At 72.1% G+C, this 15,540-nt stretch carries 16 protein-coding genes; 11 read left to right on the top strand and 5 right to left on the bottom strand.

Features of this window, described 5'->3' with window-relative positions:
- Positions 1-12: 12 nt before the first annotated feature.
- From KZX17_RS01185 to KZX17_RS01165, 5 genes are all read left to right on the top strand, one after another.
- Entirely contained in the window at positions 13-936 is a 924-nt protein-coding gene (locus KZX17_RS01185; protein ID WP_248171352.1) for a carbohydrate ABC transporter permease, read from the top strand.
- Entirely contained in the window at positions 936-1,874 is a 939-nt protein-coding gene (locus KZX17_RS01180) for a carbohydrate ABC transporter permease (RefSeq protein ID WP_248171354.1), read from the top strand. Before KZX17_RS01185 ends, KZX17_RS01180 begins: the two co-directional genes overlap by 1 nt.
- Positions 1,875-1,918: 44 nt before the next feature.
- On the top strand, positions 1,919-3,430 hold the full coding sequence (locus tag KZX17_RS01175) for an alpha-N-arabinofuranosidase (protein WP_248171356.1): 1,512 nt from the start codon (positions 1,919-1,921) through the stop codon (positions 3,428-3,430).
- Positions 3,431-3,544: 114 nt separating this feature from the next.
- Complete coding sequence (locus tag KZX17_RS01170; protein ID WP_248171358.1) at positions 3,545-3,964, top strand: hypothetical protein; 420 nt, start codon at positions 3,545-3,547, stop codon at positions 3,962-3,964.
- A gap of 78 nt (positions 3,965-4,042) precedes the next feature.
- A complete protein-coding gene (locus KZX17_RS01165; protein ID WP_248171360.1) occupies positions 4,043-4,282 on the top strand; it encodes a hypothetical protein in 240 nt (79 codons plus the stop codon).
- Between the two features lie 2 nt (positions 4,283-4,284).
- Here the strand turns inward: KZX17_RS01165 and KZX17_RS01160 are convergent, their stop codons facing one another.
- Complete coding sequence (locus KZX17_RS01160; RefSeq protein ID WP_248171362.1) at positions 4,285-5,181, bottom strand: zinc-ribbon domain-containing protein; 897 nt, start codon at positions 5,179-5,181, stop codon at positions 4,285-4,287.
- 69 nt (positions 5,182-5,250) lie between these two features.
- Here KZX17_RS01160 and KZX17_RS01155 point away from each other — a divergent pair, with 69 nt between their 5' ends.
- A complete protein-coding gene (locus KZX17_RS01155; protein ID WP_248171364.1) occupies positions 5,251-6,027 on the top strand; it encodes a hypothetical protein in 777 nt (258 codons plus the stop codon).
- A 4-nt stretch (positions 6,028-6,031) separates the two neighbouring features.
- On the opposite strand, the gene KZX17_RS01150 is transcribed toward KZX17_RS01155, so the two are convergent.
- The 3 genes from KZX17_RS01150 to KZX17_RS01140 are packed head-to-tail and all read right to left on the bottom strand — an operon-like array spanning position 6,032 to position 9,795.
- Positions 6,032-6,448: a glucose-6-phosphate dehydrogenase gene (locus tag KZX17_RS01150; protein ID WP_248171366.1), complete on the bottom strand. Its 417-nt coding sequence runs from the start codon at positions 6,446-6,448 to the stop codon at positions 6,032-6,034.
- A 42-nt stretch (positions 6,449-6,490) separates the two neighbouring features.
- Entirely contained in the window at positions 6,491-9,259 is a 2,769-nt protein-coding gene (locus KZX17_RS01145; RefSeq protein WP_248171368.1) for an ATP-binding cassette domain-containing protein, read from the bottom strand.
- Entirely contained in the window at positions 9,256-9,795 is a 540-nt protein-coding gene (locus KZX17_RS01140) for a hypothetical protein (protein ID WP_248171370.1), read from the bottom strand. The genes KZX17_RS01145 and KZX17_RS01140 overlap by 4 nt, the downstream gene beginning before the upstream one ends.
- A gap of 114 nt (positions 9,796-9,909) precedes the next feature.
- On the opposite strand from KZX17_RS01140, the gene KZX17_RS01135 reads away from it, so the two are divergent.
- Genes KZX17_RS01135 through KZX17_RS01125 form a run of 3 tightly spaced genes read left to right on the top strand, consistent with a single transcriptional unit; the run spans position 9,910 to position 12,978 of the window.
- Positions 9,910-10,812, top strand: coding sequence for a 1,4-dihydroxy-2-naphthoyl-CoA synthase (locus KZX17_RS01135; protein ID WP_248171372.1), 903 nt, complete (start codon positions 9,910-9,912; stop codon positions 10,810-10,812).
- A gap of 8 nt (positions 10,813-10,820) precedes the next feature.
- Positions 10,821-11,975: an AMP-binding protein gene (locus KZX17_RS01130; protein WP_248171374.1), complete on the top strand. Its 1,155-nt coding sequence runs from the start codon at positions 10,821-10,823 to the stop codon at positions 11,973-11,975.
- Positions 11,976-12,000: 25 nt separating this feature from the next.
- Positions 12,001-12,978, top strand: a complete 978-nt coding sequence (locus KZX17_RS01125) for a 1,4-dihydroxy-2-naphthoate polyprenyltransferase (RefSeq protein WP_248171376.1) — start codon at positions 12,001-12,003, stop codon at positions 12,976-12,978.
- Positions 12,979-12,984: 6 nt separating this feature from the next.
- Here the strand turns inward: KZX17_RS01125 and KZX17_RS01120 are convergent, their stop codons facing one another.
- Positions 12,985-13,266 carry a DUF4229 domain-containing protein gene (locus tag KZX17_RS01120; protein WP_248171378.1) on the bottom strand — a complete coding sequence of 94 codons (282 nt, stop codon included), beginning with the start codon at positions 13,264-13,266 and terminating at the stop codon, positions 12,985-12,987.
- Between the two features lie 76 nt (positions 13,267-13,342).
- Here KZX17_RS01120 and KZX17_RS01115 point away from each other — a divergent pair, with 76 nt between their 5' ends.
- Both KZX17_RS01115 and menD read left to right on the top strand, forming a co-directional pair.
- On the top strand, positions 13,343-13,738 hold the full coding sequence (locus KZX17_RS01115; RefSeq protein ID WP_248171380.1) for a PLD nuclease N-terminal domain-containing protein: 396 nt from the start codon (positions 13,343-13,345) through the stop codon (positions 13,736-13,738).
- A 1-nt stretch (position 13,739) separates the two neighbouring features.
- The gene (gene menD / locus KZX17_RS01110) at positions 13,740-15,527 is read left to right on the top strand and encodes a 2-succinyl-5-enolpyruvyl-6-hydroxy-3-cyclohexene-1-carboxylic-acid synthase (protein WP_248171382.1); all 1,788 of its coding nucleotides are present in this window, start codon (positions 13,740-13,742) and stop codon (positions 15,525-15,527) included.
- Positions 15,528-15,540 lie beyond the last annotated feature (13 nt).

The raw sequence follows: 15,540 nt of genomic DNA, 5'->3' as shown, positions 1-15,540 counted from the left end.
GGAAGCGACACCATGACCACTCAGGTACTCGAGCGGCCCGCGCCGCCGCGCCGCCGCAGCGGCATCCAACGCCGGCAGCAGGTCGGCTGGCTCTTCATCGCCCCCTTCCTCATCGTCTTCGCGGCGTTCCTCGTCTTCCCCCTCATCTACGCGTTCGGGATGAGCCTGTTCAGCTCGACGCTGGCGACGGGCACGAAGTTCGTCGGGGCCGACAATTACGTGAAGGCATTCACCGACCCGCTGTTCCTCGGCGGCCTCGGCCGCGTCGTGCTGTTCGCCGTCGTGATGATCCCCGCCCAGCTCATCGTCGCGATCGTCGCGGCGCTGGTCCTGGACTCCCTCGCGACGTGGCTGTCGAAGCTGTCGCGGTTGCTGATCTTCGCGCCCTACGCGATCCCGGTGGTCATCGGCGCGCTGATGTGGAGCTTCCTCTACAGCCCCCGCTTCGGCCCGGCCACCACGGTCTTCGGCCTCTTCGGACTGGATGCCCCGAGCTTCCTCGCGAGCGACTCGATCTTCTTCAGCCTGGTCAACGTCGTGACGTGGCAGTGGGCCGGGTACTACATGATCGTCGTCTACGCGGCCCTCCGGGCGATCGACCCGGCCGTGTACGAGGCAGCCCGCATCGACGGGGCGAACGGCTTCCAGATCGCCACGCGCATCAAGGTGCCCATGATCTCGTCGTCGATGGTGATGGTCATCACCTTCGCCCTCATCGGCACGCTGCAGTTCTTCACCGAGCCGACCGTCCTTCGCTCGATCGCGTCCGGCGCGCTGCCGGCCGACTACACGCCGAACATGTACGCCTACGCGCTGGCCTTCAGCTACAGCCAGTTCAACTACGCGTCGACGATCGCCTTCTCGCTCGGCGTGCTCGTGTTCATCGGCTCGTTCGGCTTCCTCTTCCTCACCCGCAAGCAGAACGGACTGAAGTGATGTCCGCCCTCCCCACCACGGCGTCGGTCTCGGACGAGGCCCACACGACGGTCACCGGCATCCCGTCACGCAAGAACCGCTCGGCGGGCCGGCCCCGCGGGCAGCGACGCATCGGCTCGCACGTGCTGCTGATCATCCTCGCGATCTACTTCGTCATCCCGATCTGGTGGCTGTTCGTCGCCGCCACGAAGGACACCGGGGGACTCTTCTCCAGCCCGGCGTTCTGGTTCGACGAGCCCGGCGACTTCTTCACCAACGTCCAGGGGCTGTTCACCCACCAGGGCGGGATCTACTGGCGATGGCTCGGCAACTCGTTCCTGTACGCGTTCGTGTCGGGCCTCGGCGCGACGGTGGTCGCGGTGCTCGCGGGGTACGGGTTCGCCAAGTACCGCTTCCGCGGTCGCGGATTCGTCTTCGGCATGATCCTCGGTTCGGTGATGGTGCCGCTGACCGCGCTCGTCATCCCGACGTTCATGCTGCTGAGCCAGTACGGGCTCATCAACACCCCGTGGGCGGTCATCCTGCCCTCGCTGCTGAACCCGTTCGGCGTGTACCTCATGCGGGTCTACACGCAGGATGCGGTGTCGGACGAGCTGCTCGAAGCCGCGCGCATCGACGGCGCGGGGGAGTGGCGGACCTTCCGCACGATCGTCGTGCCCCTGCTGCGACCCGCGATCGTCACCGTCCTCCTGCTGTCGGTCGTCGGCACATGGAACAACTTCTTCCTGCCGCTGGCCGTCCTCACCGACCCCCAGCTGCTGCCCGTGACCGTTGGCCTGAACCGGTGGCTCGCGCTGTCGAACGCCGGCGCCGGCGGTGAACAGGTCTGGAACCTCATCACCTCGGGCGCGTTCATCTCCGTCGTCCCGCTGCTGCTGTCCTTCCTGCTGCTGCAGCGGTACTGGCAGGGCGGGCTCGCCCTCGGCTCCGTCAAGTGACCTCCGTACCCCTCTCGCCGTCCCTCGAACCAGAAAGCGTCTCTATGCCCTCCGCACGTCTCACCGTCGACCCCGCCTTCGCGATCGGCGCCGTCCGTCGAAAGCTCTTCGGAGGCTTCGTCGAGCACCTCGGCCGTCACGTCTACGACGGCATCTACGAGCCCGGGCACGAGAGCGCGGATGCCGAGGGCTTCCGCACGGACGTGATCGATCTCGTCAAGGAGCTCGGTGTCGACACGATCCGCTACCCGGGTGGCAACTTCGTGTCGGGATTCCGGTGGGAGGACTCGGTCGGCCCCGTCGAGGAGCGTCCGCGTCGCCTGGATCTGGCATGGCACTCCACCGAGACGAATGAAGTCGGGTTGCACGAGTTCTCGTCGTGGCTCGAGAAGGTCGGGAGCGACCTCATGATGGCCGTCAATCTCGGCACGCGCGGGACGCTCGAGGCGATCGACCTGCTCGAATACTCGAACATCCGCTCCGGCACCGAGCTGAGTGATCGACGCGTCGCCAACGGGCGGGCCGAACCGTTCGATGTGCGGATGTGGTGTCTCGGCAACGAGATGGACGGCCCGTGGCAGCTCGGGCACCGGTCCGCGGACGACTACGGCAAGATCGCGTCGCAGGCGGCGAAGGGGATGCGGCAGCTCGACCCGTCGATCGAACTCGTCGTGTGCGGCTCGTCGAGCGCCCACATGCCGACCTTCGGCGAATGGGAGCGCGTCGTCCTCGGCCACACTTACGACGACGTCGACCTCATCTCGTGCCACGCGTACTACGAGGAGAAGAACGGGGATGTCGACAGCTTCCTCGCCTCGGCGGTCGACATGGACGGGTTCATCGAGACGGTCGTCGCGACGGCCGATCACGTCGGAGCCGTCCGAGGCTCGAAGAAGAAGATCGACATCTCGTTCGACGAGTGGAACGTCTGGTACATCGACCGGTTCCACGGCGTCGACAAGATCGAGGGGATCGACAACTGGCCCGTCGCGCCCCGCCTGCTCGAGGACGTCTACTCCGTGCTGGATGCGGTGGTCTTCGGCAACCTCATGATCTCGCTCCTCAAGCACGCCGACCGCGTCGCGAGCGCGTCGCTCGCGCAGCTGGTGAACGTGATCGCGCCGATCATGACCGAGCCGGGCGGACCGGCGTGGCGTCAGACCACGTTCTTCCCGTTCTCGATCACGTCGCGCCTGGCGCAGGGCGTCGCGCTGCAGGTCAAGCTCGATGCGCCGACGCACGAGACGGCCGTCTACGGCGAGGTGCCGCTGGTCGACGCCGTCGCGACGCACGACGCGGAGGCGGGCCGGAGTGCGCTGTTCCTCGTGAACCGCAGCCGCACCGAGGCGATCGAGGTCTCCGTCGACGTGTCGGCGCTGGGAGAGGTCTCGGTGCTCGAGACCCACACGCTGGCGGATGACGACATCACCGCGAAGAACACCCTTGAGGACCGCGAACGCGTCGCGCCGCAGCCGAACGACACCGCGACGGTGTCGCACGGTACGCTGACGGTCACGCTGCCGCCGGTCTCGTGGAGCGCGGTCTCGCTCGGCTGACGAGCTCGTCTGCACGGCCCGCCGGTCTCGCACCGGCGGGCCGTTGCCGTCGCTGGCGAGGCGATGTCCCAGGGTGGGACACTCTGGGACAGGGGGTGCGGTGTGCTGCGGACGGTGACGATCGTGGTCGGGCTGGCGGTGCTGAGTGCGGGGCTCGCCGGGTGCGGCGCCGACGGCATCCCATTCGTGGAGGCGCAGGCGTGTGCGTCCTGGGTCTCGTTCGACACGGACGACGAGCGGGCTGCGAGTGCCGAGGCCGTCGTCGTCACGAGGGCTGTCGAGCCCGACGGTACGGAGAGGATCCTCGGTTACGACGCGAACGCGTATGTCGTCACGGTGGATGTCGCGGAGAAGGGCGACCTCCGCGCGGGCGACACGATCCGCGTCGGCTCGACCGCGGACAACTGCTCCGATCGCCCCTACGGTGATGGCGACCCAATGCTCGGCGACGGGCCGGTCCGCCTCTTCCTCTCCGAAGACGAGGGCCAGTGGAGCACGCTCACGCCCTTCGACGGCGTGCGGCCGGCGCCGTGAGGCCGGACCCGCAATTCGCTCATACGTTCTAACTCAATCCCGACACAGTGTCGTATCTGTGTTCTACGATCTGATGTCATGAGCACCGCGGCATCCGAGCACGATCTGACCCTCTGGTTCGACGACGGTGTGCCGGCGCGGATGTTCTTCGGTCGGCGGCGCTGGGAGGTCACCGACATGCCGACGCCGCTGCCGAGTCCCGTTCGGGCGCGCGTCGAGGCCTGGCGCTTCCAGGCGACGGACCCGTCGGGTCAGTCGTTCGTCTTCGACGTCTACCGCGAGGGCGGCCACTGGCACGTGCACCGCGCCTACTCCTGAGCTCACCGGAGGTAGGCGTCCACGAGGAGTGCGCCGCGGATGCCGCGGAGTGCCTCGATCAGCATCGGCACCGTTCGACGCCCCGCACTCGTGAGCACGACATCGTGCTCGCCGAGCGACTGCAGTCCGCCGGTGCGCACGCGCACCACCTCCCACCCGGCGGCCCGCAGGAGCGCGTCCTTCCTCCGGTCCGAGGTCTCGCGGCTGCCGACGTGCTCCAGGCCGTGACGACCGGGTGTGTCGTACTCGATCGCGACGCGGAGTTCCGGGAGCAGGATGTCGGGCCACACCTCCCGATGCCGGTGGAACGGGCGCCCGGTGCGGACGGCGTTGAGCCCGGGTGTGAACAGCAGGGCGTCGGTCAGGCGTGCGCGGAGTGCGGCCTCGGCCGCCGACGCCGGCTTCGGGGCGCACGCGCTCGCGAAGGGCTCGCCGACGGGCAGGTCGGGAGTCCTGTCGCAGAGGTCGACGACGCGGCGTGCGGCGGGCTTGGAACGGGGTGCCGGAGCCACCGGCATCCGTACCGCTCTCGCGTCGGCGACGGCGGACAGCACCGTCGCGGCGTCCGCTCGCCCGGTCACCCGCACCGGTCGGGGAGCCGCGAGGGCGCTGCACTCCGGGCACCACGCCGACCGTCGGCGCACTCTGCCGGGCCGCTCCCGCTGCTCGCTGGGGGTGGCGGCGAACCGATGGCCGGCGCTGCACTCCCAGCACAACAGGACATCGGCGGCCGGGGGGATCTGCGACAGCGTCACGCCCTCGTTGAGATCCGGGTGGTACTGACGGATCAGCTCGGGATAGGCCGCCCACGCCGAGCGATACGCCCCTACCTCGTACGGCACCTCGCGCCCGCGGGAGAACTGCCGCCTCGCCCACCACAGCCGCACCGGTTCCGCCACGGGCCGACGGTATGCGCGACCTCCGACAGTGCGCTGGCGAGGGATGCACGGCCCCGCCATACTGCGAGGATGCGCTTCGCCCGTCTCGCCGTGGTCCTCGTCGCCACGTCGTTGCTGACGGGCTGCGTGTCGACCGCTGAACTCGAGACGCCGGTCGAGACGCCCAGCGAGTCACCCGCAGTGGAGCCCGGATTCGACGCCGATCTCGAGTTGTGCGCGGAACGGATCGAGGACTTCGACATCCCGCTGTGGGAGGCGCTCGAGGTGCTTCCCGACATCGATGAGAGCCCCGAATCGACTGCCGTCGCGAAAGCGTTCGAGCGGGCGGGCGGGGCCTGTGCACCCGCGGCGACGCAGCCGCGGTACGAGTCCGAGCCCTGCGAGCCGGCGCTCGCCGCGCCCGACGACCTGATGCGTGTGGCGCCCGACCAGATGGACTACATGTTCCACGCCGGAGCGGTCCGGCAGATCTCGGGTGCGGAGCGGGCGCGCACCGCCGAGGACGGCGACTTCCTCTTCGCGGTGGCGGCATGGCGGTTCCGCACCTCGCGCGAGGCGTCGGTCGCGCCGATCCTGGGCGCGGTGGCCGCGTGCCCGGGTGCGGTGCGCGGCGACGACGGGGCGGTCACGGTCAGCGAGGGGGCTGAGCCGCACGTCCGGGTCGTGGTCGACGGCACCGACCTCGTCTATCTGCGGAGCGTCCGCCTGATCGCTCCTGACGGCACCGCGCCTGCGGTCCGCACCACCGAAAGCGGTCTGCTGCCCGCAGCATCCTTCGACGCGATCGACGCGTGGTGGCGGGCAGAGGCGCCGTCGCTGCTCGACGCGCAGCCGTCGGAACCGTGATCGCTCAGGCGACCTGCTGTCCGCACATCCCGCAAACGCCGGTCGCCGAGACCTCGACGAAGCAGTCCGGGCACATCGCGCGGACGACGTCGAGCGACGGCGCGGCGCGCTTCGGGGCGACGGTCCGCTCCGGCTTCGGCGCACGCGAGGCAGCGCCGCGCGGCTTGCTCGGCGCAGCGACGGAGGGAGGGGGCGGGGGAGCGGTCTTCGGCTTGTGCTCGACGCAGTAGTAACGCACGAAGCCCGCGTGGTTGTTCGGATGCCGGTGCTTCACGACCCACAGCTCGCTGCGGTCTCGCGGCTCGGCCGCGGCGGGGCATCCCACGCATCGCGTCGGCTCGCCCGGCACGGCCTCGGACGCCAGGAGCGGCACTTCGAAGGGGAGGGCATCCCGCCAATCGGATGATCTCGTGATCTTCATGCGGGGTCCTTCCGCGGCACCCGTCGGGGGAAAAGGGCCGCTCTACAAGCTTCGCACGATCGCGGGCCGTCCGGGGGCGGTGGGAGCGCGCACCGGACGCATCGCCACCGGTTTCGCGCGCCGCAGGGCGGCGAGGACCGCGCGCCCGACGAGCAGCACCCCGATGACCGTCGTGACCGCGCGCACGGTGTCCCAGCCCGCGGTCGAGGTGACGAGCGAATACAGCGCGAAGCTCGCGAGGTTCTCGCCGATCGGCGCACCGGCCTCATACGAGATCGAGGTGCCGGCGCCCACGGCGAACGGCCAGAACCAGAGGTTCATGACGAGCCCGAAGAGGTACGACGCGACGACCCCGTACACCGCGAGCATCGCCACCTCGGCGCGGCCCCGGACCCGCTTCGGCAGCAGACCGGCGCCCGCGGCGACCCACCCGCACGCGAACATCTGGAACGGCAGCCACGGGCCGACGCCGCCGAACACCAGGGAGCTGAGGGCGAGGGATGCGGCGCCCAGCAGCATCCCGAATCGCGCGCCGTACGCGCGCCCGGCGAGGATCAGCAGGACGAAGAGCGCCTCGACGCCGCCCACGCCGGTGCCCACGATGCGGATGGCCGCGCCGATGGCCGCGAGCGTCGCCAGCAGCGCGAGGGTCTGCGCCGAGCGGATCGACGCGTCGAGGGCGACGAAGACGAGGAGCACGGCGATCGGTGCGAGCGCGAGCGCGATGACGGGGACGGCGTCCTGCGCCTGCGACGGCACAGCAGGTGCGGCGAGCGGCCAGGCGAACGCGGCGACGGCGGCGAGGGTCGCGACGACCAGCGCCGCGGCGCGCCAGCGCGGGGTGCGAGCGCCGTCACGGATTCGGAGATCGACGTCGGAATCGGATGCCGGTGCGGCATCGACTCCGAATCCGGCGACTTGATCCGAATCCGGTGCTGCGAGACCGGGCTCGGCACCCACCTCGCGCGGGGGATGCGGCTGCGTCAGGCCCGCCGTGACGACACCGCCGCGCATCGCGAGCACCCGATCGGCGATCGCGGACACGAGCTCGCCGTCGTGCGTCGCGAACAGCACCGCGACGCCCGTCTCCGCCTGCGCGATGAGCGCCTGTGCGACGAGCGCCCGGGCCGCGGGGTCGAGCCCGCGGGTCGGCTCGTCGACGAGAACGACGGCGGGGCGTCCCGCGGTCTGCAGCGCGATCGCGAGGCATCGCCGCTGCCCGGTGGACAGGTCGCGCGGATGCCTCGCCATCGCCGCATCGTCGGCGGCGAGGCCGACGAGCGCCGCGAAGCGGGCGGCGGTGTCGCCCGCGGCGACGCCGGCCCGCCGGTCGGCGCGCCGGCACTCCCGGGCGACCGAGTCGCGGACGAACAGGTCGTCCGACGCGTCCGGGACGAGCGCGACACGGCCGGGCGCAGACACTCGCTGACCCCCGAGCGCGAGCGCCTCGAGCAGGCTGGACTTGCCGGCGCCGTTCGCTCCCATGAGGGCGACGATCTCGCCACCCGCGACCTCGACGTCGGCGGCGGAGACGGCAGTGATGTCGCCGTGCCGCACCGTGATCCCGCGGGCGCGCAGCGCCGTCGCACCGGATGCCGCGGCGCGTCGCAGTGGCAGCGGCGCCACGTGCGGGTCGCCCACCGCGACGATGCGGTCGGCCCGCGGCGCGAGTTCGGCCGCCCGGTGCTCCGAGACGACGACGCAGACGCCCGCCTCGTGCGCGAGGCGGTCGAGCAGATCGACGATGCGGTGGCGCGCGCCCGCATCGAGGTCGGCGAGCGGTTCGTCGACCAGCAGCAGGATGGGATGGTCGACCACGGCCGCGGCGATCGCGACGAGGGTCGCCTCGCCGGCCGAGAGGCCGCGCAGGGGGCGGTCGAGCAGGGCGGTGACACCCGTCCGCTCCGCCACCTCGCGCACGCGGGCGTCGACCAGCACGGGTGCCACGCCCCGGAGCTCGAGCGTCAGGCCGATCTCGTCGCGCACGCGTTCGGTCGCGAAGCCGGCCCGCGGATCCTGCAGCACGACGCCGATCGTCCGCGCCGTGTCGCGCGGAGCGGCATCCGCGCGCCGCAGGCCGACGACGCGCACCTCGCCGGCGAGCCACCCGCTGTCGAGCGTGCCGTGGAGTCCTGCGAGGGCGCGCAGCAGCGTCGTCTTGCCCGACCCGGTCGGTCCGACCAGCAGCGTCAGCGACCCGTGCGGCAGGACGAGGTCATCCACCCGCGCGACGGTGCGCGAGGCGAAGCCGAACGCGGCGCCGCGCAGCTCGACCGGACGCTCGCACGCGCCCGGGGCGCCGCGCCCCGCGTACCCCCGCACCTCGAGCGCTGCGCCGAGCGTCGTCGCGCGTTCGAGCGTCCGCTCGAGGATCGGCGCGAGCAGCCGCGGACCGGGTCGCTCGCCGCGCAGCCGTGCCGCCCGGCGCGCGCGCCGCGCGGCCTCGGCCAGCGCCGGCAGGGTCGCCCAGGCGATCGCCAGGGCCCGGGCGGTGCCCTGCAGCGGCCCCCGGCGAGCGGCGCGCGCGAGCAGTCGGGGCACGTCGAGGGCGGCGACGATCACCCCGACGACGAGCAGGCTCGCGGCGATCGGCAGAGCGGATGCCGCGGCATCCGCGATGCCGTCCCATGTCACGGGTCCGAGCAGCTCGACGTGCGCGAAGGGTGCCGGCAGGCGCCAGGAGGGCAGGTCGAGCAGCAGTGCGCCGTCGCCGCCCGCCCCGGCGAAGAGGACCCGGTAGACCACCCGGACGACGAGGAACCCGGCCGCAAGGGCGGCCGCGGCGCGCAGCGGTCCGGGTCGGAAGGTCACGCCGCCGGTGCCGCCGGTGCGCCGTCGAGCGAGAACAGCAGCTGCAGGCTCTCGCCGGGGGCGAGGGTGAGGGTCTCGATGCCCTCCTGCGCGAAGCCCCACTCGCCGTCGGGGGAGGACTTGACCCAGAGGCCCCAGTACGCGAAGCCCGCCGGCATGCTCTTGCACGTCTCGACGTACGCCGGGTCCTCACTGGATCCGACCGGCTCGTCGGCCGACGGCTGCCCGTCGACGCGGCAGACGATCGCGTCGCCGTACTCCTCCGACCCCTCCAGCTCGACGCCCGCCTGCGCGAGGGCGTCGAGGGCGGCGATCGGCTCGTCCGCGGCGACGCACGTGTCGGTCGCGACCTCGTCCGCACCGGCGAGGTCGCCGCCGTCGACGATCACGGTGACGCCGCTCTCGGGGGTGCAGTCCGCGGCGAACGTGATGGACGGTGACGGGCTCGGCTCGGCGGGTGCCGCCTCGGGCGCGCAGGCGGTGAGGGCGAGCGCCAGCGCGGCGGCGGCGAGGGCGGGGAGGATGCGGGAGGTCACCGCTCCAGGGTAGGGCGGGCGGCGGCGCGGCACCGTCGGTGTGACGCTCGGCGACGCCTCGTGACGCCGGCCGCCGCCCGGCATCCGTCGCACCCCCGCGCGTAGGCTGGGCTGGTGACCGTCTCCGAGCTCTTCGACCCGGCCGAGTGGACCGAGGCGCCCGGCGCCGCGGACTACACCGACATCACCGCGCACGTCTCCCACGACGGGCGGATCGCGCGCATCGCGTTCGACCGCCCCGAGGTGCGCAACGCCTTCCGGCCGCACACCGTCGACGAGCTGTACCGCGCCCTCGACATCGCCCGGCAGGACCCGAAGGTCGGCGTCGTGCTCCTCACCGGCAACGGCCCGAGCCCGAAGGACGGCGGCTGGGCCTTCTGCTCCGGCGGGGATCAGCGCATCCGCGGCCGCGACGGGTACACCTACGCGGCCGACGACGCCACCGCTCCCGATCCGGCCCGCGCGGGGCGGCTGCACATCCTCGAGGTGCAGCGTCTCATCCGCTTCATGCCGAAGGTCGTGATCGCCGTCATCCCGGGCTGGGCGGCAGGCGGCGGACACTCGCTGCACATCGTGTGCGACCTCTCGGTCGCGAGCGCGGAGCACGGCAGGTTCAAGCAGACCGACGCCGACGTCGGCTCGTTCGACGCCGGATACGGCTCGGCGTACATGGCGCGCCAGGTCGGTCAGAAGGTCGCACGGGAGGTGTTCTTCCTCGCCGAGGAGTACTCGGCGCAGCGCGCCTACGAGATGGGCGCTGTCAACCGTGTGGTGCCGCATGCCGATCTCGAACGCGAAGCGATCTCGATGGCGCGGACGATCCTCGGCAAGTCGCCGACGGCCATCCGCATGCTGAAGTTCGCGTTCAACGCGATCGACGACGGCATGGTGGGGCAGCAGGTGTTCGCGGGCGAGGCCACGCGCCTGGCCTACGGCACCGACGAGGCCGTCGAGGGGCGCGACGCCTTCCTCGAGAAGCGCGACCCGGACTGGTCGCCGTATCCCTACCACTACTGAGGGCGCCGATGCAGCTGCGCACGCTCGACTCCGACGACCCGCGCGACGTCCTCCGGGCGCTGCGGGCCGCGGTCCTTGGCGCGGGACCCGCGGTGGCGCTCGGCGGCCCCTCGGGGATGCCCGAGGACGTTCCCGCCGGAACGGCGGTCGTCGTGACGACCAGCGGATCGAGCGGGTACCCGAAGTCCGTCGCGCTCAGTCGCTCCGCGCTGACGTCGTCCGCGCTCGCGACCGCCGAGCGGATCGGGAGCGGCTCGTGGCTGCTGGCACTGCCCGGCACCTATGTCGCGGGTGTGCAGGTGATGGTGCGGGCGCTCGTCGCCGGACGCGACCCCGCGATCCTCGCCGGCTCGTTCACGCCCGAGACGTTCACCGCGGCCGCCTCGGCGATGGCCGCGAGCGAGGGTGGACGCCGCGTCCCCACGTACACCTCCCTCGTGCCCGCGCAGGTGCAGACGCTCGTCGACGCCGGTGAAGCGGATGCCGCGGTCGCCGGCGCGTTCGCCTCGTTCGAGGCCGTCCTCGTCGGCGGACAGGCGCTGCCGCCCGCGCTCGCCGAGCGTGCCGCCGCGCTCGGGGCCCGCATCGTCCGCACCTACGGATCGACCGAGACGAGCGGCGGCTGCGTGTACGACGGCGTGCCGCTGGATGGTGCCCGCCTGCGGATCGAGGACGGCGAGGTGCAGCTCGCCGGGCCGATGCTCGCCGACGGCTACATCGGCGACCCGGAGCGCACCGCGGATGCCTTCGTCAGAGACGGAGACGGCATGCGCTGGTACCGCACCGGCGACCTCGGCTCGGTCGAGGGCGGGATGCTGCGGGTCACCGGCCGTCGCGACAACGTGATCGTCTCCGGCGGGGTGAACGTCTCGCTCGACCGGGTCGAGCAGACCGTGCGGACACTGCCGGGACTCGCGGGCGCGGTCGTGGTTCCGACGGCGGACGAGCGGTGGGGCGCGGCATCCGTCGTCGTCCTGTCGCGTGCAGCCCTCGCCGGCCGGCCCGAGCCCGAACTGCTCGACGAGGCGCGACGCATCGTCGGGGACGCGATCGGCGCACCGGCGCGGCCGCGGGAGCTGCTCGTCCTCGACGAGGTGCCGCTCACCTCGAGCGGCAAACCAGACCGTGCGCTGCTCGGGCGCCTCCTGGCGGACGAGGCGTGAGCGTCCGGGCATAGGATCCTTGCTCGTGGCAGCATCCCGAAAGACCCCCCGCACCACCGCGTCGAAGCGCTCCGGCTCGCGCGGCAACCCTGCGAAGACCCGCGTCTCGGCCGCCCCGCCGAAGCCGACCCCGGTCACCGCACGGGACTGGGTGGGCGCCGCGCGGCTGCGGACCCTGCCGCTCGCGATCAGCCCGATCCTCGTCGGCACCGGTGCGGCGATCGTCGTCGGCGACCGCTTCCACTGGGTGCTCGCGCTGTGCTGCCTGGTCGTCGCGGTCTCGCTGCAGATCGCGGTGAACTTCGCCAACGACTACAGCGACGGCATCCGCGGCACCGACGACCACCGCGTCGGGCCCACTCGGCTCACGGCATCAGGACGCGTCTCGCCGCGCGCGGTGCTGGTGGCGGCACTCATCTTCTTCGGCATCGCCGCGCTCGTGGGGCTCGCCGTCGTCATCCGCACGCAGTACTGGTGGCTGCTCGCTGTGGGTGCCGTCTGCATCGTCGCCGCGTGGTTCTACACCGGGGGCAAGCGGCCGTACGGGTACTTCGGGCTCGGCGAGCTGTTCGTCTTCGTCTTCTTCGGGCCGGTCGCCACCGTGGGCACCACCTACGTGCAGACGGGGGTCATCCCGCAGGAGTCGTGGCTGCCCTCGCTCGGCGTCGGCTTCCTCGCCTGCGGGGTGCTCGTGACCAACAACCTGCGCGACATCGAACAGGACCGTGTCGCCGGTAAGCGCACGCTGACCGTCCTGATCGGCCGCCGCGCGTCGCAGGCGCTCTACACCGTCTTCATGCTGCTGCCGTTCGCGATCTCGGTGCTGCTCGCGCAGTTCTACCCCATCGCGTGGCTGTCGCTGCTGGTGCTGCTCGCGACGCTCTCGGCGACGCTCATCGTCTGGACCTATCGGACGCCGCGCGAGCTCATCGTCGCGCTGCAGCTGAGCTCGATCGCCTCGCTCGCGTGGAGCGCCTTCGTGCTCTGGGCCTACGTGGGCTGACCCCGCTCAGCGGGGCGTCTGCGTCTCGTCGTCGCCGAACGCGTCCTCAACGGCCTCATCACTGTTCGCCCGGCGCCGGGCCTCGCGCCGCTCGGCCATGCCGACCGACATCTCGTCGAGCGGTCGGCGCAGGAAGAGGATCGACAGGCTCAGGCCGATGAGGGCGGCGAAGATCGCCGCGAGCCAGTACTGCTCGCGCATGACGGGGAACAGCATCATGATGCCGAACGGCACGAAGAACGCGAGCAGCCGCAGCAGCGCGAAGACGAGGGCGGAGCGGGCACGCATCCCCTCATGCTACCGGCCGACCTGGGAGGTCCCCCGGGCAGCGTCCGCGCCTCGCTCGCGAGCCTAGGATGGAGGAATGGCGCGCGTGTACCTTGTTCTGGCGCTGCTGCTGGCCGCGTTCTGGGTCTACAGCATCGTGGACTGCGCGCTGCAGCCGCCCACCCGTCACCGGGGCGTGAGCAAGCCGATCTGGATCCTCATCGTCATCCTCCTGCCCGTGGTCGGCGGCATCCTGTGGTTCGTCATCGGTCGCTCGCGGCGCTCGACCAGCCGCGTGATGTTCCAGGCGCCCGACGACAACCCCGAGTTCCTCGGCCGCATCGGCACGGTCAGCGACCAGGACGACCGCATCCGGCGCCTCGAGGAGGAGTTGGCGGCCCTCGACTCCGAAGCGGACGACCCGCGCGATCGCCGGGCCGACCCGCCGGCGGACGACGACACCGACGAGCAGTCCCGCGGCACCCGCCCCTGACATGGTGACGAGCGACCGGCCCGGCCGCGCGCCCGCGACCGACGCGGCCGCCGCGATCCTCGGGCGTCTCGTCGAGCGCGGTCTGCGCCACATCGTCCTCTCGCCCGGCTCGCGCTCACAGGCGCTCGCGCTCGTCGCAGCCGAACTGGAGCGCAGCGGTCTGATCAGGCTGCACGTCCGCATCGACGAGCGCGTGGCCGGGTTCACGGCGCTCGGCATCGGGCGGGAGGATCGGATGCCGGCGGTCGTCGTCTGCACCTCCGGCACCGCCGTGGCGAATCTCCTCCCCGCCGTCCTCGAAGCACACCACTCCGGCGTGCCGCTGCTGCTGCTCACGGCGGATCGTCCTCCCGAGCTCCGCGGGGTCGGCGCGAATCAGGCCACCAGGCAGCCGGGGATGTTCACCGGCTTCGTGCGCCATGAGGCGGATCTCCCGGTCCCCGACGACGTCGCCGACGGGATCGCGGCCGCCGCGGTGGCACCCTTCCGGCTCGCGGCGGACGAGGCGTGGGATGCTGCGGTCGGCGTGGGCACGCGGGTCGCAGGTCCCGTGCATGTGAACACGCCGTCGCGAGAGCCGCTGGCCGGTCGGCTGCCGGAGTGGCTGCCGACCGCAGACGGGGTCGCGGCGGCATCCGGATCATCGGACGCGGACGCGACCGCGGACGCTGAGTGGGGCGCGCACTACCAGGGCGGCGGTGGTGTCGGCGCCGCCGAGGAGACGCCAGAGGCAGGCGCGGCCGCGCTCGAGCGCGGCCCTCGCACCGTCGTCGTCGCCGGAGCCGACGCGGGCGCGGCCGCCGAGGCGCTGGCCCATGCTGGCGGGTTCCCGCTCATCGCCGAGATCGTCAGCGGCGCCAGGTACGGGCGACACCTCGTGCACGGCTACCGCCGGCTGCTGTCCGACCCGGACCTCGGCGGCCGCATCGAGCGAGCGGTCGTGTTCGGGCATCCCACGCTCAGCCGGGAGGTCGCGCGACTGCTGGCGCGTGAGGACGTCGACGTGCTCGCTGTCAGCGGGCCCGGCGAGCAGCTCAACCTGAACGGGAAGACGACCGCGGTCGACGTCGTGACCGTGCGCCCCGGCGACGCGGACCGGGACTGGCTCGGGATGTGGATGCGCGCATCGCGGGATGCCGCGGTCGATCTCAGCCCGGCCGCGCCGGACGTCGACGCGCTGTCGTCAGGGGTCCCGGCCGAGCGGCTCGGTGCGATCTCGGCCGAGCTCGGCGCCATCCGTGCGCCCCTCGATCGCGCGGCGCTCGTCGACGCCGTCTGGCGGGCCACCTGGCCGCACGACCGGCTGATGTTCGGGTCGTCCCGCCTCGTGCGTGTCGCCGACGAGCTCCTCGGCGGCAAGAAGGTGCCCGTGCACGCGAACCGCGGACTGGCCGGCATCGACGGCACCGTGGCGACCGGACTCGGTATCGCTGCGGCCTCGCAGCGGGGGACGACACCCGGGGTGACACGGGTGCTGCTGGGCGATCTCGCGTTCTTGCACGACGTCGGGGCGCTCCTGCATCCGGCTCCCGAGCCGGAGCCGCGCATCCAGGTGATCGTGGGCAACGACGGCGGCGGCACGATCTTCGACGGTCTCGAGGTGGCCGCTGTCGCGACGGCGGAGGAGTTCGACCGGGTCCAGTACACGCCGCAGACCGCGCGACTCGAGGAGCTCGCCCGCGCCTACGGCTGGGAGTACCGCCGCGTCACCACTCGGGGCGCGCTGGATCAGGCGTTGACGTCTCCGGTGGGCGGCCGTCAGATCATCGAGGTTCCGCTGGCGCGGTAGCGACGGCATCCGC

The sequence above is a fragment of the Microbacterium sp. EYE_78 genome, assembly GCF_023149035.1.
Taxonomy (GTDB): Bacteria; Actinomycetota; Actinomycetes; order Actinomycetales; family Microbacteriaceae; genus Microbacterium.
The sequence above is the reverse complement of the archived record's forward strand: the minus strand, read 5'-3'. Positions and strand labels throughout refer to the sequence as shown.

What these genes read in the sequence shown, in the direction of transcription:
- KZX17_RS01185 (WP_248171352.1), top strand. Translation starts at nt 13, where the DNA reads ATGACCACTCAGGTACTCGAGCGGCCCGCGCCGCCGCGCCGCCGCAGC.
- KZX17_RS01180 (WP_248171354.1), top strand. Translation starts at nt 936, where the DNA reads ATGTCCGCCCTCCCCACCACGGCGTCGGTCTCGGACGAGGCCCACACG.
- KZX17_RS01175 (WP_248171356.1), top strand. Translation starts at nt 1,919, where the DNA reads ATGCCCTCCGCACGTCTCACCGTCGACCCCGCCTTCGCGATCGGCGCC.
- KZX17_RS01165 (WP_248171360.1), top strand. Translation starts at nt 4,043, where the DNA reads ATGAGCACCGCGGCATCCGAGCACGATCTGACCCTCTGGTTCGACGAC.
- KZX17_RS01155 (WP_248171364.1), top strand. Translation starts at nt 5,251, where the DNA reads ATGCGCTTCGCCCGTCTCGCCGTGGTCCTCGTCGCCACGTCGTTGCTG.
- KZX17_RS01150 (WP_248171366.1), bottom strand. Translation starts at nt 6,448, where the DNA reads ATGAAGATCACGAGATCATCCGATTGGCGGGATGCCCTCCCCTTCGAA.
- KZX17_RS01130 (WP_248171374.1), top strand. Translation starts at nt 10,821, where the DNA reads ATGCAGCTGCGCACGCTCGACTCCGACGACCCGCGCGACGTCCTCCGG.
- KZX17_RS01120 (WP_248171378.1), bottom strand. Translation starts at nt 13,266, where the DNA reads ATGCGTGCCCGCTCCGCCCTCGTCTTCGCGCTGCTGCGGCTGCTCGCG.
- KZX17_RS01115 (WP_248171380.1), top strand. Translation starts at nt 13,343, where the DNA reads ATGGCGCGCGTGTACCTTGTTCTGGCGCTGCTGCTGGCCGCGTTCTGG.
- menD (WP_248171382.1), top strand. Translation starts at nt 13,740, where the DNA reads ATGGTGACGAGCGACCGGCCCGGCCGCGCGCCCGCGACCGACGCGGCC.